Raw genomic sequence first — 19,041 nt, 5'->3', positions numbered from 1 at the left:
ACGGCCACGATCGCGCTCACCCCGCGCCACGACGGCCCCAACGTCCTGTCGGTACGCAGCAAGGACCGCGCCGGCCAGCTCGGCCCGATCCGCACCTACGTCTTCAACGTCAACAGCGGCAAGGGACCGAACGGCCACTGGGCCCTGGACGAGGGCCAGGGCACCGTGGCCGCCGACGCCACCGGCGCGCACCCCGCCACCCTGTACGGGACGTCGTGGACGACCGGCAAGACCGGCGCGGGGCTGAAGCTGGCCAACGCCTACGCCCAGACCTCCGGCCCCGTCGCCGACACCAGCCGCAACTTCACCGTCACCGCCTGGGCCCGCCTGACCGGCAACGCGGCCACCGCCACCGCGCTCACCCAGGAAGGCGGCAGGACCGGCGCGGTCTCGCTGCAGTACAGCAAGACCGACGACCGGTGGGCACTGGTGCTGGCGGGCACGGACGCCGACAACGCGACGACCGTGCGCGCCCTGTCCGGGGCCGCACCCCGGCTGAACGAGTGGACCCACCTGGCCGGCGTCTACGACTCGGCCGCCCGCCAGATCTCCCTCTACGTCAACGGCAGGCTCGAATCCACGGTCGCCGCCACCTCGCCGTGGAACGCGGCCGGACCCCTCACCATCGGCCGCGGCAAGGTCAACGGCGCGGCGGCGGACCACTGGGCGGGTGACCTCGACGAGGTCCGCGTCTACGGCCGCGCCATGTTCGCCGATGAGCTCGCCGACCTGGTCAACAGCGCTGCCACGCTGGTCGGCCACTGGACGTTGGATGAGGAGTCCGGCCTGACGGCCGCCGACTCGTCGGGCAGGGGGACGCCCGCGACCCTGTCGGGCGGGGCCTCGTGGACGTCCGGCTGGCTGGACGGCGCGCTCGCGCTCGACGGCGTCAACGGCTACGCCCAGACCACCGGCCCCGCCGTCGGCACCAGATCCAGCTTCACCGTGGCCGCCTGGGTCCAGCTCGACTACCTGCCCACCACCGACACCGCCGCCGTGGCCCAGCCGGGCAGCCGGACAGCCGGGTTCCAGCTCGGCTTCGACAAGGAGCAACAGCGGTGGACCCTCGGCATGAGAGCCGCCGACACCGACACCGCCGCCCTCGTACGCACCCGCTCCGACGCCATCCCCAACCCACTGGAGTGGACCCACGTCGCCGGCGTCTACGACGCCCTGGCCGGCGAACTGCGCATCTACATCAACGGCCAGCTCTCCACCACCACCATCACGTCCCACGCGAGCGCGTGGAACGCCACCGGCCCGCTCCAGCTCGGACGGACCAAGGCGGCAGGCGCCTTCACCGGCTACTGGCCGGGGACCGTGGACGACGTCCGCACGTACGACGGCGTGCTGAGCGCCGAGCAGATCGCTCAGCTGGCCGCCCAGTAAGACCCGCTCAACACCGCCGGCCGCCGCTAGCAGGGCGGCCGGCGGGGATAAAGCAACGGGTGGGCGGGCCCGAGGCCCACCCACCCGTCATGATCCGGCGTGTTACGCCTTCAGCCAGCTCATCATCGGACGCAGCTTGGCACCCGTCTTCTCGATCGGGTTCTCGGCCAGCTCGTCGCGGTGACGCTGGAACTCCTTCTGGCCGCCGTCGAACTCCTCGACGAGCTGCCGCGCGAAGGTGCCGTCCTGGATCTCGGCCAGGATCCGGCGCATCTCCTGACGGGTCTCGTCGGTGATGACGCGCGGGCCGCGGGTGTAGCCGCCGTACTCGGCCGTGTCGGAGACGGACCAGTACATCTTCGAGATGCCGCCCTCGTACATGAGGTCGACGATCAGCTTCATCTCGTGCAGGCACTCGAAGTAGGCGACCTCGGGCTGGTAGCCCGCCTCGATGAGGGTCTCGAAGCCGGCCTTGATCAGCTCGGACACGCCGCCGCACAGCACGGCCTGCTCGCCGAACAGGTCGGTCTCCGTCTCCTCGGTGAACGTCGTGCGCAGCGCGCCGGCGCGGGTGCCGCCGATGCCCTTCGCGTACGAGAGCGCCAGGTCCAGCGCCTTGCCCGAGGCGTCCTTCTCGACGGCCACGAGACACGGCACGCCGCGCCCGGCCTCGAACTGGCGGCGGACGAGGTGGCCGGGGCCCTTGGGGGCGACCATGCACACGTCGACGCCCTCGGGCGCCTCGATGAGGCCGTAGCGGATGTTCAGGCCGTGGCCGAAGAACAGCGCGTCGCCCTCGACCAGGTTGGGGGCGACGTGGTCGGCGTACAGGTGGCGCTGGATGTGGTCCGGCGCGAGGATCATGGTGAGGTTGGCCTCCTCCACCGCCTCCGCCGGGGTGACGACCCGCAGCCCGTCGTTCTCCGCCTTCTCGCGGCTCTTGGAGCCCTCCGGCAGGCCGACACGCACGTCCACGCCGGAGTCACGCAGGGAGAGCGCGTGGGCGTGGCCCTGGCTGCCGTACCCCAGCACGGCCACGTGGCGCCCCTGGATGATCGACAGGTCGGCCTGGTCGTCGTAGTAGATCTCGGTCACTTGCTAAAACCTTTCAGGCGGTACGGTCCAGTGCCCTGAGGGACCGGTCGGTGATGGAACGGGCGCCGCGGCCGATGGCCACCATGCCCGACTGGACGAGTTCTTTGATCCCGAACGGCTCGAGGACCTTGACGAACGCCTCGAGCTTGTCGGGGGTGCCGGTGACCTCTATGGTCACGGCGTCGGCGGCCACGTCGACGCAGCGCGCGCGGAAGAGGTTGACCAGCTCCAGCACGTGGGAACGGCTGTCGGCGTCGGCCTTGACCTTGATCAGCATCAGCTCGCGCTGGACGGACTGCGACGTGTCGAGCTCGACGATCTTCAGGACGTTCACCAGCTTGTTGAGCTGCTTGGTGACCTGCTCAAGCGGCAGCTCCTCGACGCTGACCACGATGGTCATGCGCGAGATGTCGTCGTGTTCGGTCGGCCCCACTGCCAGCGAGTCTATGTTGAAGCCCCTTCGGCTGAACAACGCGGACACGCGTGCCAGTACGCCCGGCTTGTTCTCGACAAGCACCGACAGAGTATGCCTACTCATCCTCGTTCTCCCACTTGGGCGCCATGTCACGGGCGATCTTGATGTCGTCGTTGCTGGTGCCCGCCGGGACCATGGGCCAGACCATGGCGTCCTGGTGGACGACGAAGTCGACCACGACGGGCACGTCGTTGATCTCCATGGCCTTCTTGATCACGGCGTCCACGTCCTCGGCACGCTCGCATCGCAGGCCCACACAACCATAGGCCTCGGCCAGCTTGACGAAGTCGGGGATGCGGCGGACCGTCTGCAGGTCGGTGTTGGAGTATCGCTGGTCGTAGAAGAGCGTCTGCCACTGGCGGACCATGCCGAGGTTGCCGTTGTTGATGACGGCGATCTTGACCGGCACGCCCTCCAGGGCGCAGGTGGCCAGCTCCTGGTTGGTCATCTGGAAGCACCCGTCGCCGTCGATGGCCCACACCGTGGATTCGGGGCGGCCCATCTTGGCGCCCATTGCGGCCGGGACGGCGAAGCCCATCGTGCCGAGGCCGCCGGAGTTGATGAACGTGCCGGGGTTCTCGTAGTCGATGAACTGCGCGGCCCACATCTGGTGCTGCCCGACCCCGGCCACGTAGTACGTGTCGGGCCCGGCGATCGCGCTCAGCCGCTCCATGACGTACTGGGGCGCCAGCGTGCCGTCCTCGTACGTCTCGTAGCCCAGCGGGTACGTCTGCTTGTAGCCGTTGAGCGTCGTCCACCACTCGGTGTAGTCGCCCTTCTGGCCGGACGCCTGGATCACGGCGACCAGGTCGCCGATGACCTCCTTGCAGTCACCCACGATCGGCACGTCGGCGTGGCGGTTCTTGGAGATCTCCGCCGGGTCGATGTCGGCGTGCACGACCTTGGCGTACGGGGCGAACGACGCCAGGTCGCCGGTCACCCGGTCGTCGAAGCGCACGCCCAGCCCGATGAGCAGGTCGGCCTTCTGCAGCGCGCCCACGGCCGACACGCTGCCGTGCATGCCCGGCATGCCCATGTGCTGCGGGTGGCTGTCGGGGAACGTGCCGCGCGCCATCAGGGTGGTGATGACCGGGATGCCGGTCAGCTCGGCCAGCTGCAGCAGCTCGGCGGAGGCACGCGCCTTGTGGACGCCGCCGCCGACGTACAGGACCGGCCGCTTGGACTCGGCGATCAGCTTGGCGGCCTCGCGGATCTGCTTGGAGTGCGGCCTGGTGACCGGGCGGTAGCCCGGGAGCTGCATGGTCGGCGGCCAGCTGAAGGTGGTGTCGGCCTGCAACGCGTCCTTGGAGATGTCCACGAGAACCGGGCCGGGACGGCCGGTGGAGGCGATGTGGAAGGCCTCCATGATCGTGCGGGGGATGTCCGCCGGGTCCGTGATCAGGAAGTTGTGCTTCGTGATCGGCATGGTGATGCCGCAGATGTCGGCTTCCTGGAACGCGTCCGTGCCGATGGCCGCGCTGGCCACCTGGCCGGTGATCGCCACGATCGGCACCGAGTCCATGTACGCGTCGGCAATCGGCGTCACCAGGTTGGTGGCACCGGGGCCGCTGGTGGCCATGCACACCCCGACCCTGCCGGTCGCCTGCGCGTAGCCCTCGGCCGCGTGACCGGCGCCCTGCTCGTGGCGTACGAGCACGTGCCGGACTTTGGTCGAGTCGTAGAGAGGATCGTAGGCCGGCAGAATGGCACCGCCCGGGATCCCGAACACTGTGTCGACTCCAACGTGCTCCAGCGCCCTCACCAGGGCCTGTGCACCTGTCATCCGTTCGGTCATCGGCTCGTTCCTTGCGTGGCTACTCGCTTAAGGACATAAAAAATGCCCCTTCCCACCGGACGGCGGGACTGGGGCGGCGCGCAGGTCGTCGTGCTTCGCTATCGGCCTGCGCGCCGGCGAAGTACTACGAGAATCTCACTGCGAAGCATGACCTACACCATAGCCGTACTGAATGCCCTGGTGCCAACTTCGTGGACACATGTCTCAAACAGTGAGACTCGTACGCATCAACGAGTCGACTCCGCGCGCCGCCATCGGCCGTGCGACCAGGAAGCCCTGACCCTTCGTGCACCCCATCCGCTTGAGCAGATCGAGCTGTTCGGGACGCTCTATCCCCTCTGCCACCACGATAAGCCCGAGGTCGTGGCCGAGCCGAACGATGGTACGGGTGAGCAGCGTCAGCGTGTCGTCATTGCCCAGCCCCGACACGAACGACGGATCGATCTTGATCATGTCGACCGGGAGCTGCCGCAGGAACGCGAGCGACGCGTAACCCGTGCCGAAGTCGTCGATGGCCAGCCGCACCCCGAGCGCCCGCAGCTCCGACAGCCGCTTGATCGTCTCCTCGGCGTCCTCGACCAGCATCTCCTCGATCACCTCGAGGGTGAGCGCGGAGGCCGGCAGCCCGCTCTCGGCCAGCGCCTCCTCGACCGTCTCGACGAACCGCGGCGCGGTGATCTGCCGAGCCGACAGGTTGAGCGACAGGCCGATGTCCCAGGACGAGGCCCGCCAGGCGGCCACCTCGCGGCACGCCTCGCGCAGGATCCACTCCCCCAGCGGCACGATCAGCCCGGTGTCCTCGGCCGGGCCCAGGAACTGCTCGGGCGGCACGAACACCGACCCGCGCCACCACCGCACCAGCGCCTCGACCGAGGTCACCCGCGAGGTGGCCAGATCGACGATCGGCTGGTACTCGATCGCGAACTGCTGCTCGATCAGCGCCCGCTGCAGGTCGGCCGCCAGCTCCAGCCGGCGCACCACGTCGGTGTGCATCTGCGCGGCGAACACCTCGACCCGCCGCCCGCCCAGCTCTTTGGAGCGCGCCATCGCGACATCCGCGTTACGGATGAGGTCTCCGGCCGGCATGTCGTCCTCGGTGAAGGCCACGCCCACGCTCGCGGTCAGCGCCACGTCGCGGTCGGCGACGCGGAACGGCTCCTGCGAGACCGCGCGTACGAGCCGCTCGGCCAGATCGACCGCGACCTGCGCGTCACCGCCCGTCTCCACGAGCACCGCGAACTCGTCGCCGCCCCACCGGGCGAGCGTGTCGTCGGCGCGTACGGCGCCGCGCAGCCTGCGCGCGGCCTGCCCGAGCAGGTAGTCGCCGCTGGCGTGGCCCACCGAGTCGTTGACCGAGGTGAACCCGTCGAGGTCGAGGAAGATGACCGCGACGTTGGCCGCTCCGGCGCCGGAGGTGCGCCCCGAGAGCACCTCGCGGGTGCGCTCCTCGAAGTAGGCGCGGTTGGGCAGCCCGGTGACGCCGTCGTGGAAGGTCAGGTGGGCGACCTGGTTGCGCAGCGCCTCCTCGTCGCTGACGTCCCTGGTGGTCACCAGCAGCAGCTCGTCGCCGCCGACGTGGCGGGTGGCGACCGACTCGGTGGGCCGCCACGTGCCGTCGGCCGCGCGCACCCGGCAGGCGATCAGGCAGGCGCCGGGCGCGGCGTTGTCCTCGTCGAGGTGCATGGCGCGCAGCGCGACCTGGATGCCGGGGACGTCCTCCGGGTGGATGTAGTCGAAGATCGACCCGCCGACCACGTCTTCGGGGCGGTAGCCGTACGTGACCTCGACCCCGGCGTCGATCTCCCGCACCACACCCTCGTAGTCGGCGAGGAACACCACGTCGCCGGTGCTCTGGGCGAGCTCCCTGAGCTGCCGCTCACCGAGCTTGACCAGGCCGCGCAGGCGCATGTTGGTCGCCGAGACGAAGAACAGGCGGACGATCAGGAGCAGCACCACGGAGACCGCGACCACCACGACGCCGGTCACGGGCCGCTCGGCCCCGCCGCCCACCAGGTGGGCGAGCAGCGTGCAGGCGGCCACGGCGACCAGCCCCATCGGCACCAGCGCGACCACACCTCCGACGGCGGACCTGCCCGCCGCGCCCGGACTCGGCCCCCACGGGATGGCGGCGAGCAGCAGGAACGCGACAGGCGCGAGCATGACGGTCCAGATCTGCGGATCGCCGCCGTCGAGCCTGGCGACGCCGGCCGCCAGGCCCGCCACGGTCATGGTGGCGAGCACGCCGACGCCCGCCAGGGCGAGCGGCCACGAGGAGGCCCGGCTCGTCAGCACCGACGGGATCACGGCGCACGTCACCAGCAGCGCGATCATCGGCGGCAGCATGACCAGCGTGAACGCCGCCGGGTCCGCCGCGTCGTCGTAGACGTGCCGCAGCGCGGCCACCCAGCCGATCAGGAAGAGCGAGGCGGCGCACAGGTAGGCGTCGGTGACATGCCGTAAAACGACCCTGGCCGGGAATCTGCGGTCGGCGGCGATCAGCGCGCCTCCCGCCGTCACCACGGTGCCGAGCAGCACGAACAGGTCGGCGAAACTGACCAGGAAACTCTCGGCGAACGGGCGCAACGCCACGCCGGCGGCCCAGATGACGGCTCCGCCGCCCATCCAGCGCGCGCCCAGCGCCGTCGGCCGGTGCCCGGCCGACTTCACCGAGGCGAACAGCAGCGAACCGGCCGCGATCAGCGCCGCCAGCCCGCCGGCGACAGCGCCGGTGAGCAAGGCCTCACCGCGTACGCCGAGCGCGGCGGCGAAGGCCACCGCGCCTGCCGCCGCCGCGGCGGTCAGCGGCACCCGTGGATCACGCCAGCGGATCACAGTCGTTGCCCATCCCGTCTCGAACCCTGCACCTGCGACCGCCGAAGCCCGGTCGATCACTTCGCCAGTGTGTGCGCTCGTGGGTGCGCGGGTGGTGACAACGCCGATGTCGTCACCGATCTGATAACCACACAGACCAATTTCCGCCAAGAGATCCTTGACAGCGAGTCAGGACCTCCTCGCAAAGGCAACCGTACGCACCGAAGGTCACGGACCAGCCACTTTCCGGGATCCTCTCAGTACGAGTCGGTGATGACGTTGACCAGCGGTTCGTCTGCGAGATAGCGCAGCAGCTGGGCGCGGATCAGGCGCAGCATGCGCCGCCCGGACGCGGGGGTGCTGCCCGCGACGTGCGGAGTGATCAGGAGGCCCGGAGCGCTCCAGAGGGGGTGGCCCTCGGGCAGCGGCTCGGGCGCGGTCACATCCAGCGCGGCGCGTAGCCTACCGTTTTTGAGCTCCGCGATCAGCGCGTCCGTGTCGACGATCCCGCCCCTGGCGGCGTTGACCAGCACGGCGCCGTCCTTCATCCGCGCCAGGAAAGCCGCGTCGACCATGCCCGCGGTGTCGGCCGTGGCGGGCACGAGCAGCACCACGACGTCAGCCTCCGGCAGCAGGGCGGGCAGCTCGTCCATGGCGTGCACGCCGTCGCGGGCGCTCCTGGCCACGCGTACGATCTCGACCTCGAACCCCTCCAGCCGCCTCTCCAGCGCGGCGCCGATGGAGCCGTAGCCGACGATGAGCACGGTGGAGTCGGCCAGCACGTCGGTGTGGTGGTAGGTCCACTCGCTCCTGCGCTGCGCGTCCACGAACCCGGGGAACTCCCGCAGCACCGCGATCATCGCCCCGACGGCCCACTCGGCGGTCCCGGCGTCGTGCACGCCGCGGGCGTTGCACAGCACCGCGCCGTCCGGCAGGTGCGGCCGGTACGGCTCCACACCCGCGGTGACGGTCTGCACCAGCCGCAGGGAGCTCATCCTGGCCAGCGTGCCCGGGACGTCCGGCACGGTGACGAGCGGCGGGATCCAGACCTCTACCTCGTCGATCCCTTCCGGCATCGGGGCTGTGCCATCGTAAACAGCACATTCAACCCCAGGCAGGTCGGACAGAACATCAGCCACCGAATCGGACGGAACCCAGGTCTTCATGCCGAGAACCTTATGACTCCAAGGGAAGTATGGAACACATGAGGAAGCTCTGGACGCTCATGCTCATGGCCGTGCTCACCGCCTGTTCCAGCGGTCTGGCCGGCGGCGGGGAGGTGACGCCGACGGCCACCGCGCCGACCGGGGCCGGGCCGGGAGAGCCCAGGGACGTGGTGACGGGGTTGGCGGCGCCGTGGGCGATCACGTTCCTGCCCGGAGGCGACGCGCTGGTCACGGAGCGTGACACGGCCAGGCTGCTTCGCGTGACCCGGGACGGGAAGGTGACCTCGCTGGGCACGATCCCGGGGGTGAGCGCGGCCGGCGAGGGCGGGCTGATGGGGGTGGCGGCAAAGGATCAGCAAATATTCCTTTACTACACCGCGGAACAGGACAACCGGATCGTCCGCTACCAGCTCACCGGCGACCGCCTCGGCGACGAGCGGGTCCTGGTGCGGGGCATCCCCAAGGGCGGGATCCACAACGGGGGACGGCTCGCGTTCGGACCCGACGGGTTCCTGTACGCCTCCACCGGCGAGACCGGCGACGACCAGTTGGCCCAGCAGCACGACTCGCTGGGCGGCAAGATCCTCCGCATGACTGTGGACGGGGCGCCCGCGCCCGGCAACCCGTTCGGGACGCTCGTCTACAGCTACGGCCACCGCAACGTCCAGGGGCTGGCCTGGGACCCGTCCGGCCGCCTGTACGCGTCGGAGTTCGGCCAGAACACCTATGACGAGGTGAACCTCATCAAGGCGGGAGGCAACTACGGGTGGCCGGAGGTCGAGGGGCGCAGCGACGACTCGCGCTACGTGAACCCCATCGTCACCTGGTCCACCGACGAGGCCTCGCCGTCGGGGGTGGCGTACGCGAACGGCTCGCTGTGGGTGGGGGCGCTGCGCGGGACCCGGCTGTGGCAGGTCCCGCTGGCGGCGGACGGGTCGGCGGGCACGCCCGTCGCCCACTTCACCGGCCGCTACGGCCGCCTCCGCGCCGTCACCGCGGCCCCGGACGGGACGCTGTGGGTCGGCACCAGCAACAAGGACGGGCGCGGCTCCCCGCGGCCGGGCGACGACCGCATCCTCTCGGTCCCGCTCTCGTAACCCCGCCTCAGACGCCCCAGACGCGCCCCAGACCCGGGCAAACGCCCTCGGGGCCCCGAAGTACCCGAAACGGAACCCGGCACCGCCCACACGCCACACACCGTCCGCGTCGCCCGTGCAGCACGCGGGCGGCGCCGCCGGCTCGGCTGCTGAGGCACGGACCCACGCTCGCCAGCGGGACAGCGCCCACACCGTAGGCGCGTCTCGGCGTGCCCCGTCTTCGGCGGAGGGCCGGGCGGGCGGCGGGCGGCGGGCGGAGAAACGCCAGCTCCTGCCCAGCGCATGCCCCCGCACCCGGGCCGGGGAAGGGCGTAGGCCGGGGTGGCCCCGGGACGAGCGGGGGGTCAGCTGCAGGTGGTCTGGGACTGGGGCCGGTACTTGGTGGTCAGCTTCTTGTCCTTCTTGACCACCTTGCCGTCCTGGTGGAACACCCGGGTCACATCGATCGTGAACCCCTGCTCCCCCACCGTCGGCAAGCACCCCGGCGCCGAGCTGGTCTCGGTCCGGAACGGCCGGATGTCCCGCTTCTCGGACGCCACCGCCTCCACCTCGTCGTACCGCTCGGTGCTCCACAAGGTGACCGTCACCGAAGTCTCCGTGAAGGCCGTCTTGATCAGCACGCCGAAGTCGGAGTCGTTGCGCCACTTCAGGTCCGTGTCCGGATAGAGCAGCGCCACGTCCCGCCCGGGCGGGTAGCGAGGGGCGTAGAAGTCCATCGGCTGGTGCTCGACCAGATCGAATCCACCGAAGAAGGCCGCGTTGTACATGGTCGTGGCGAACTGGGAGACCCCGCCGCCGACGATGCTCACCATCCGCCCGCCGACGATCTGTCCCGCCTCGACGTACCCGTCCTCGACGGTGCGCTCGCCCACGACCTCGTTGATCGAGAACGTCGCCCCGGGCTTCACCAGCTGCCCGTCGAGCTCCTGCGCCATGCGCTGGATGTTCTTGACGCGAGGCTGGCCGGCGTCGAACGACGTGGTGAACGTGCCCACGGTCTCCTTGACCCCGAGGTCGCGTACCTGCTCCGTCGTGACCGCGGGGGCGACGGCGCCCAGCCGGACCGGGATCGTCCGGCTGCCGCCCTCGTCGAACAGCCGCTCGGCGTCCCTGGCCAGCAGCTTGCCGTTCACGCCCCGCCCCGTGCGGGCGGGCACCAGGACCGGCTTGCCGTTCACGATGTCGTACGTGGCGTCGCGCGGCTGCTGGGCCGCGTCCACCAGCCGGCTCTCCAGGGCCGCCAGCACCGCCGTGGTGTCGAACTGGGGCGCGAGCCCGCCGGAGCCGTCGGAGTTGTAGGTCAGGTTGGCGGCGATCACGGCCGGGGGGATCTGCGCCTGCTTGTCGCCGACCGTCAGCGTGACGGGCCCGGAGACGGCCTGCTTCGCCTTGGTGAGGGCGGTCGCGACGGCGTCGGCGCTGGTGACGGACTTGGCCGGCCTGAGGGTGAGCACGACGTTGCCGCCGCCCTGCAGGAAGGCGTCGCCGATCCGGCGCACGGCGTCCTCCCGGTCGAGCAGCACGCCGTCCTCGGGCTGGCGGGCCTTCGGCTCCAGCCCGGTGAAGGTCACCCGGCCCTCGTGGGGCTTCTTGTCGGCGGCCTCGGCCATGCCCTCGACGGTCCTGGCCAGCTGCGAGGAGTCGAGGTTCACCTTCGGCTGGAGCTGGGTCTTGCCGGTGAGGCCCCGCCACACCTCCTGCGGGCTGGGGAACCCGCTGGGCGCCTGGCCGATCGTGCCGACCACGTCGAGTTCGAGACCGGCCTCGTCGGACTGGATGGTCTCCTTGCGGCCGGCGATGTCGACCACGACCGGGCGGCTCAGCCGGGTGGCGAGCTCGTTGCGGAGCTTGTCGGCCGCCTGGGTGACGGTCAGCCCGCCGATGTCGACGCCCGAGACCTGGGTGCCGCGCAGGACGGAGCCCGACATGAGCACGGCGGGCACCACGTACGCCAGCGCCGCGAGCAGCACGATGCACACCAGCAGGCCCGGCAGGAGGCGGCGCTTGCGAGGCGGCTCGGGCTCGTACGAGGTCGGCCGCTCCGAGGGGGAGCCGAACACGGGCGCGGGCGGGGACGGCGGTTGCTTGCCGTTCACCGGCCATGGCTGCGCCGGCGGCGCCACAGGGGGCAGCGCACCGCCCGAGGGACCGCCCGGGGCGCTCGGGCCTTGGGCCGGCCGGGGTTCCTGCCTGTCCGTGGGGCCGAAGATGTCCCGGGAGACACCCGGGGGCAGCCCTTCGATCCGCGGCTTCTTGGAGACCCCCGACGCGGGTAACGGCACCGAGGCGAACGGGTCGGTCGGTGATTCGATCGGTCCGGCGTTACGCACGCCTCAATCTCCTCCCGGTCCGCAGCCAAGTCTCAGGCAACAGTAAGGCACGCGGATCCGCATATGTCACGGGAAATGGCTACGGAAGTGTGTCAACCTAGCCACCGGTAGCGATGTTCCGGCCGTCCGGCGGTGCCGTAACGGGGCCGGAACTCGGCCTGCCCGGCCACGCACAGGTATTCGAGATAGCGGCGGACGCTCACCCTCGACAGGCCCGTGAGCTCGGCCGTCTCGGTCGCCGACAGGTCGCGGCCCGCCTCCCGGAGGGTGTCCGCGACCAGTTCGCACGTGGCCGCCGACAGCCCCTTCGGCATCGGTGCGGACGTCTTGGGGCTCCCGAAGAGCCGGTCCACGTCGTCCTGCCGCGCCTCGGGGCCGATGGCGGTCAGGCGCCTGCGGGTGTCGGCGTACTGCTGGAGCCGGTCGGTCAGCGCGGCGGCGGTGAAGGGCTTGATGAGGTAGTTGACGGCACCGCCGCGCATGGCCTCCCTGACCGTGGGCACGTCGCGGGCGGCGCTGATCATGAGGACGTCCACACCATGGAGCTGATTGAGCACCTCAAGTCCCGACATGTCGGGCAGGTAGATGTCGAGCAGCACGAGGTCCGGCCGCAGCTCGGCCGCCGCGGTGAGCGCGTCGGCCCCGCTGTGCGCGACGGACACGACCCGGAATCCGGGTACGCGCGCCACGTAGCCGCTGTGGATGCGGGCGACCATGAAGTCGTCGTCCACCACCAGCACCCGGATGTCACTCATGACCGCACCTCCGCCAGGAGCCCGGGCACGCGCACCACTGCCGCGGGTCCCGGCACGCGCACCTCCGCCGCGGATCCCGGCACCGGGATCACGTGCGGGCCTTCGCCGGGAGCAGGGCCGTGAAGACCGCGCCGCCCGAGTTCCGTACACGTACCCAGCCGCCCCGGCGCAGACACGCCTGCCGGGTCAGCGCCAGCCCGAGCCCGCGCGGCCCCGACTGGGCGGCCTTGGTGGTGAACCCCTCCCTGAACACCTCTTCCACCAGGTCGGGCGCGATGCCCGGCCCGGAGTCGCCCACCCGAACGCGCAGCCCGTCGGTGTCGGCCTGCACCGACACCTCGATCGTGCCCTCGGCGCCGTCGAGCGCGTCGATGGCGTTGGCGACCAGGTTGCCGACCACGAGGACCGCGTCCTGCGGGTCGCCGAGCAGGCCCTCGGGCACGGCGGAGTCGTCCGACAGCACGAGCCGGGCGCCCCGCTCGGCCGCCTCGGCGGACTTGGCCAGCAGCAGGGCGGCCAGGGTGGGGTCCTGGACGCGTTCGCGCAGGTCGGTGACGTAGGCGCCGCCGGTGCTGCGGGTGATGAAGTTGATGGCCGCATCGTGCTCGCCCAGCTCCAGCAGGCCGACGATGGTGTGCATGCGGTTGGCGAACTCGTGCGCCTGCGCCCGCAGCGCGTCCGTCGCGCTGCTGGTGTCGTGGAGCTCGCGGGCCAGCCGGGTCAGCTCGGTGCGGTCCCGCAGGGTGACGACCCAGCCGCGGTGCTGGCCGCGTACCGAGACCGGGGTGCGGTTGAGCACCAGCACGCGCTCGCCGTGCAGCACGACGCGGTCCTCGCCGGGGTCGGCGCCCCCGAGCACGTCGCGCATGCGCTCGGAGACCGGCATCTGCGTCAGGTCCTCGCCGACGTTGCCCAGGAGCTCGCGGGCGGCGTCGTTGACCAGCGTGACGCGGCCGTTGAGGTCGAGCGCGAGCACGCCCTCCTTGACGCCGTGCAGCACACCCTCGCGCTGCTCCAGCAGCGCGGCGATCTCGCGCGGCTCCAGCCCGAACGTCTGCCTGCGCACCCGCGCGGTGATCACCGCGGCCAGCGTGAGCCCCGCCAGCAGCACGGCCAGCGCCGTCCAGACCAGCGGCGGGAGCGCGGCGCCGAGCTGGCCGACGACCGTGGTCTCCAGCACGCCGACCGAGACCAGGCCGATCACGCTGCCGTATTCGTCGCGGATGGGGGCCTTGCCCCTGACCGTGGTGCCGATCGTGCCGGTCTCGGTGCCGACCCAGCTCCTGCCCGTCTTGAGCACGGTGGTGCCGTCCGTGGACAGCTGCTTGCCGATCAGCAGGGTGTTGGGATGGGCGTAGCGCTTCTGCTCGGCGTTGGCGATCACCACATAGTCGGCGCCGGTCTCGTGCTGCACGCTCATGGCCAGCGGCTGCAGGACCGTCTCCGGATTCTTCAGTTTGAACGCTTCCCTGACCTGTGGGAGCCCTGCCACGGACTGCGCGATGGCCAGCGCCCGCTGCTGGTGCAGCGAGTCGAGCTGATCGCGCGTGTGCTCGGCCCACACCCCTGCGGTGCCCCCGACGGCGAGGATCACGATCACCATCTGGAGCACGAACAGCTGGGTCCCGAGGGAGGCGTCATAGACGCGTCTCACGTTGCACATGGAAACAAACGCAGGTCACGGCCAGGTTGCGACCAATACGACCACTATGACGGCAAGCGTGCAAAGCCTCGACGTGAGCGAGCGGGGGCTTCACGATCCCAGTTTTACAACCGTGAAACACCCCCTGGAGTGATCATGCGCTTGCGCGTATTCGCCGCCCTCGCGGCATTCTCCCTCGCCGCGCTGACCGGCTGCGGCGAGTCAGGCACCGGCACGTCCGCCAGCGGCTCCTTGCGGATCATGGCTCCGGCCTCCCCCGGCGGCGGCTGGGACCAGACCTCCCGCATCGCGGAGCAGGCGATCAAGGCCGCCGACTCCAAGCGCAAGGTCGAGGTGTACAACGTGCCCGGCGCGGGCGGCACGATCGGCCTGGCGCAGCTCGCGGGCGAGAAGGGCAACGGCAACCTGCTGATGACCATGGGCCTGGTCATGGTCGGCGCCATCGAGCAGAACAAGTCCAAGGTCACCCTGGCCGAGACCACTCCGATCGCCAAGCTGACCGAGGAGTACGAGATCGTCGTCGTCCCGGCCGAGTCCCCGTACAAGTCGCTCGCCGACATGGTGGCGGCCTGGAAGGCCGACCCGAAGAAGGTGTCGATCTCGGGCGGGTCCGCCGGCGGCACCGACCACATCGTGGCGGGCCTGATGGCCAAGGCCGCGGGCGTGGACCCCAAGCAGGTCAACTACATCGCCCACTCCGGCGGCGGCGAGGCGCTCAACGAGCTGCTCGGCAACAAGGTCAGCGCGGGCATCTCGGGCGTGGCCGAGTTCGCGGAGCACGTGAAGTCCGGCAAGCTGCGCGCCCTCGGCGTGACCTCCGCCGAGCGGATCCCCGGCCTGGACGCGCCCACGCTGAAGGAGGGCGGCCTGGACGTCTCGCTGGCCAACTGGCGCGGCTTCGTCGCCCCCGGCGGCCTGTCCGACGCCGACAAGAAGGCGCTGACCGACCTGGTCACCAAGATGCACGACTCGCAGCCGTGGAAGGACGCGGTGAGCAAGAACGGCTGGATCGACTCGTTCCAGACCGGGCAGCAGTTCACCGACTTCCTGAGCTCCGAGCAGACCCGGGTCAAGGGCATCATCGCCGAGATGGGGCTCGTTTCCTGATGACTCGCTGGTGGCGGCCCGAGCTCGGGCTGGCGGTCGTGGTGCTGGGCCTGGGCGTGCTCGTCGTGATCGGGACGCTGGACGTCTCCGCGGCGGCCTCCCAGCTCGGCATCGGGCCCCGTTTCTTCCCCATGCTGGTGGGCGGCGCCATGGTGCTCATCGGCCTGTTCTACGTGGCCGACGTCATCCGCGGCGGCCACGGCGACCCTGAGGAGAGCGAGGACGTGGACGTGGAGGCGCCCACGGACTGGCGCAGCGTCGGGCTGGTCAGCGGAATCTTCCTGGCGTTCACGGCGCTCCTCAACGTGCTCGGCTGGATCATCGGCGCGAGCCTGCTGTTCTTCGGGCTGTCACTGGCGCTCGGGGCCGAGCACAAGGTGCGCACGGCCGTGATCTCGGTGGTCGTGGGGCTCGCCACGTACCTGCTGTTCGTCAAGGGCCTCGGCGTGTCGCTGCCGGGCGGGCTGCTGGCGGGGGTGATCTAGGTGGAGTCGCTCCAGCTTCTGCTCGACGGCTTCGCCGCCGCGCTCACCCCCGTCAACCTCCTGTACGCGCTCGTCGGCGTCACGCTCGGCACCCTGGTCGGCGTGCTGCCCGGCATCGGGCCCGCGATGACCGTGGCGCTGCTCCTGCCGATCACGTTCACGGTGCCGCCGGCCAGCGCGTTCATCATGTTCGCGGGCATCTACTACGGCGGCATGTACGGCGGCTCGACCACCTCCATCCTGCTCAACACGCCCGGCGAGTCCTCGTCGATGATCACGGCGCTGGAGGGCAACAAGATGGCCCGGCGCGGCCGGGCGGCGCAGGCGCTGGCCACGGCGGCCATCGGCTCGTTCGTGGCCGGGACGATCGCCACGGCGCTGCTGGTCGTGGCCGCGCCCGCCGTGGTGAGCTTCGCAATCTCGTTCGGTCCCGAGGACTACTTCGCGCTGGCGATCCTGGCCTTCACCGCCGTGTCGTCCGTGCTGTCCCGCTCGGTCGTGCGCGGCCTGGCCTCCCTGGGCCTCGGGCTCGTGATCGGGCTCGTCGGCATCGACCAGCAGACCGGCCAGGCCCGGCTCACCATGGGCATCCCGCAGTTGCTCGACGGCATCGACGTCGTGATCGTCGCGGTGGGGCTCTTCGCGCTCGGCGAGGCCCTCTACGTGGCCTCGCGGCTGCGCCACGACACGCCCGAGGTGGTGCCCGTCGGACGGGCGTGGATGGGGCGCGCGGACTGGCGGCGCTCCTGGTTCCCGTGGCTGCGCGGCACGGCGCTGGGCTTCCCGTTCGGCGCGCTGCCCGGCGGCGGGGCGGAGATCCCCACCTTCCTGTCGTACGCGGCCGAGAAGCGGCTGGCGCGCGGACAGGCCCGCGAGGAGTTCGGCAAGGGGGCCATCGAGGGTGTGGCCGGGCCCGAGGCGGCCAACAACGCCTCCGCGGCGGGCACCCTGGTCCCGCTGCTCACGCTGGGCCTGCCCACGTCGGCGACGGCCGCGATCCTGCTGGCCGCCTTCCAGCAGTACGGGCTCCAGCCCGGGCCGCAGCTGTTCGACCACAACCCGGCGCTGGTGTGGGGCATGATCGCGTCGCTGTTCATCGGCAACACGATGCTGCTGGTGCTGAACCTGCCCCTCGCTCCCCTGTGGGCTCGCGTCCTGCGGATCCCCCGCCCGTACCTGTACGCCGGGATCGTCCTGTTCGCCGCCCTCGGCGTCTACGCCCTGAACGGCACCGTCGTGGACCTCGTGGTCCTGTACGTCCTGGGTCTCCTGGGCTACGCCATGCGCCGCTTCGGTCTGCCGGTCGCCCCCGCGGTGATCGGCATGATCCTGGGCCCGATGGCGGAGATCCAGCTCCGCCGGGCCCTGGCGATCGGGGCCGGCGACGTGACGGTCCTCGTGCGCAGCCCGGTCGCCGTGGTGCTGCTGGTCCTGGCCGCCCTGGCGTTGCTCACGCCGGTGTTCAGGACGCTGTCGGCCCGGCGGCGTGCGGTCACACCGGTCGATTGACGGGCTCACGAGCTGGTTCCGCCGGTGCCACCGGATCGGCGGAACCGCTCGTGGCCCAGCGCCCGAAAGACCGGGGCGCGATCGCCAGCCCGGCCAGCGCCATGACCAGCGTGGCCGCGTACACCGTCCAGTATCCCGAGTGGGCCGCCGTGAACAGCGCACTGGTGACGGCCACCGCCACCACCGAGAACACCGACTCGCCCACCTGCAGCGCCGAGCTGTTCCTGCCCTGCTCGCCGGGCGCCGACAGCTCCAGCGTCAGCACCGACAGCGTCGGGTAGAGCAGGCCGATCCCGAAGCCGGTGATGATCCACGCCGGGTAGCCCAGCCCCACCGGCACCGCGGTGAACGTCACCGTGCCCATGAGCAGGATGCCCAGCGCCAGCATGGCCGAGCCCAGCCGCAGGTTCGTCACCTGGCTGAAGGTCTCGCGGCCCTGCAGCCACGAGGCGAACGACCAGGTCAGAGAGCCTCCCATGAGCACGAGGCCGGCGGCCAGCGTCGACAGGCCGCGCGCCTGGATCAGCATGAGCGGCACGATCACCTCGGCCGCGAAGAACGCGCCGGAGGCCAGGCCGCGCAGCCCGACCACGGACGGCAGCCCGCGGGCGGCGCGCAGCGTACCGGCGGGAAGCAGCCTGGGCAGCGCCACGAGCAGCACCGCCAGGCCCGCGACCAGCAGCACGAGCCGCCCGTCGCTGCCGTACTGCATGAGCCCGGCGCCCACGGCCGTCACGACCGCCCAGCCGATCTTCCCCAGCAGGCCGGGCTCGGACTCGCTCTGCCCACCGGCCAAAGGCTGACCCGCCAGCCCGCGCAGCAGCACCAGGCCGCCCGCCACGGTCAGCATCGGCACCAACAGGAACACCCAGCGCCACCCGAGCGTCTCGGTCACCACTCCCACGATCGCCGGCCCCGCCATCGAGGGCACCACCCACGCGGTCGCGAAGAGGGAGAAGATCCGCGGATGCAGCTCCTCGGGATAGACCCGGGCCACCACGACATAGAGCGCCACGCTGACCAGCGCGCCGCCGAACCCCTGCAGGAACCGGCCCGCGATCAGCACCTCCATGCTCGGCGCCAGCCCCACCACCGTCAGACCGCCGACAAACCCCGCCACACCGGTCCACAGGGGCGCCAGGGGGCCGCGTACGTCCGCCCACCGGCCGCCGAGCACGGTGCCCACCACGCTGGCCGCCATCGCCCCGCTGAACGCCAGACCGTAGAGCTCCAGCCCGCCGAGCTCCTTGGCCACGACCGGCATGGCGATCGCGACCGCCATGTACTCGAAGGCCACCAGCGACACCATCGCCACCAGGCCCGCCGTCAACGCTTTTCTCTTCATGTCCCGAACGCTACGGAGC

14 protein-coding genes are annotated in these 19,041 nt (G+C 71.0%); 5 read left to right on the top strand and 9 right to left on the bottom strand.

Annotated elements, in window-relative coordinates; translation table 11 throughout:
• A partial coding sequence (locus ACIHFD_RS55115) for a LamG domain-containing protein (RefSeq protein ID WP_397373726.1) occupies nt 1–1,389 on the top strand: 1,389 nt, incomplete at its 5' end.
• A 102-nt stretch (nt 1,390–1,491) separates the two neighbouring features.
• Here the strand turns inward: ACIHFD_RS55115 and ilvC are convergent.
• The 5 genes from ilvC to ACIHFD_RS55090 form a co-directional block, all read right to left on the bottom strand.
• The gene (gene ilvC, locus ACIHFD_RS55110) at nt 1,492–2,475 is read right to left on the bottom strand and encodes a ketol-acid reductoisomerase (protein ID WP_350729809.1); all 984 of its coding nucleotides are present in this window, start codon (nt 2,473–2,475) and stop codon (nt 1,492–1,494) included.
• A 22-nt stretch (nt 2,476–2,497) separates the two neighbouring features.
• Complete coding sequence (gene ilvN, locus ACIHFD_RS55105) at nt 2,498–3,022, bottom strand: acetolactate synthase small subunit (protein WP_349450824.1); 525 nt, start codon at nt 3,020–3,022, stop codon at nt 2,498–2,500.
• On the bottom strand, nt 3,015–4,754 hold the full coding sequence (locus ACIHFD_RS55100) for an acetolactate synthase large subunit (protein WP_350729602.1): 1,740 nt from the start codon (nt 4,752–4,754) through the stop codon (nt 3,015–3,017). Before ACIHFD_RS55100 ends, ilvN begins: the two co-directional genes overlap by 8 nt.
• A gap of 204 nt (nt 4,755–4,958) precedes the next feature.
• Nucleotides 4,959–7,586 (bottom strand): putative bifunctional diguanylate cyclase/phosphodiesterase, encoded by a 2,628-nt coding sequence (locus tag ACIHFD_RS55095; protein ID WP_397373725.1) that lies wholly within the window; start codon nt 7,584–7,586, stop codon nt 4,959–4,961.
• Between the two features lie 236 nt (nt 7,587–7,822).
• Nucleotides 7,823–8,641 (bottom strand): 2-hydroxyacid dehydrogenase, encoded by an 819-nt coding sequence (locus ACIHFD_RS55090; protein WP_397373724.1) that lies wholly within the window; start codon nt 8,639–8,641, stop codon nt 7,823–7,825.
• A 119-nt stretch (nt 8,642–8,760) separates the two neighbouring features.
• Between ACIHFD_RS55090 and ACIHFD_RS55085 the strand changes: the two genes are divergently transcribed.
• Nucleotides 8,761–9,828 (top strand): PQQ-dependent sugar dehydrogenase, encoded by a 1,068-nt coding sequence (locus ACIHFD_RS55085; protein ID WP_397373723.1) that lies wholly within the window; start codon nt 8,761–8,763, stop codon nt 9,826–9,828.
• A gap of 344 nt (nt 9,829–10,172) precedes the next feature.
• On the opposite strand, the gene ACIHFD_RS55080 is transcribed toward ACIHFD_RS55085, so the two are convergent.
• From ACIHFD_RS55080 to ACIHFD_RS55070, 3 genes are all read right to left on the bottom strand, one after another.
• Nucleotides 10,173–12,158, bottom strand: a complete 1,986-nt coding sequence (locus ACIHFD_RS55080; protein WP_397373722.1) for a VanW family protein — start codon at nt 12,156–12,158, stop codon at nt 10,173–10,175.
• A gap of 92 nt (nt 12,159–12,250) precedes the next feature.
• The gene (locus tag ACIHFD_RS55075) at nt 12,251–12,913 is read right to left on the bottom strand and encodes a response regulator (RefSeq protein ID WP_397373721.1); all 663 of its coding nucleotides are present in this window, start codon (nt 12,911–12,913) and stop codon (nt 12,251–12,253) included.
• 88 nt (nt 12,914–13,001) lie between these two features.
• A complete protein-coding gene (locus tag ACIHFD_RS55070; RefSeq protein WP_397373720.1) occupies nt 13,002–14,576 on the bottom strand; it encodes an ATP-binding protein in 1,575 nt (524 codons plus the stop codon).
• Between the two features lie 135 nt (nt 14,577–14,711).
• Here ACIHFD_RS55070 and ACIHFD_RS55065 point away from each other — a divergent pair, with 135 nt between their 5' ends.
• From ACIHFD_RS55065 to ACIHFD_RS55055, 3 genes are read left to right on the top strand one after another with little or no spacing between them, the layout of a single operon-like run.
• On the top strand, nt 14,712–15,683 hold the full coding sequence (locus tag ACIHFD_RS55065; protein WP_350729589.1) for a tripartite tricarboxylate transporter substrate binding protein: 972 nt from the start codon (nt 14,712–14,714) through the stop codon (nt 15,681–15,683).
• A complete protein-coding gene (locus tag ACIHFD_RS55060; protein WP_397373719.1) occupies nt 15,683–16,168 on the top strand; it encodes a tripartite tricarboxylate transporter TctB family protein in 486 nt (161 codons plus the stop codon). The genes ACIHFD_RS55065 and ACIHFD_RS55060 overlap by 1 nt, the downstream gene beginning before the upstream one ends.
• Nucleotides 16,169–17,677: a tripartite tricarboxylate transporter permease gene (locus ACIHFD_RS55055; RefSeq protein ID WP_350729585.1), complete on the top strand. Its 1,509-nt coding sequence runs from the start codon at nt 16,169–16,171 to the stop codon at nt 17,675–17,677.
• On the opposite strand, the gene ACIHFD_RS55050 is transcribed toward ACIHFD_RS55055, so the two are convergent.
• The gene (locus ACIHFD_RS55050) at nt 17,661–19,022 is read right to left on the bottom strand and encodes an MFS transporter (RefSeq protein WP_397373718.1); all 1,362 of its coding nucleotides are present in this window, start codon (nt 19,020–19,022) and stop codon (nt 17,661–17,663) included. The two genes, ACIHFD_RS55055 and ACIHFD_RS55050, sit on opposite strands and share 17 nt — an antisense overlap.
• Between the last annotated feature and the right edge of the window lie 19 nt (nt 19,023–19,041).

This window comes from Nonomuraea sp. NPDC051941 (assembly GCF_044593615.1).
The sequence above is the reverse complement of the archived record's forward strand: the minus strand, read 5'-3'. Positions and strand labels throughout refer to the sequence as shown.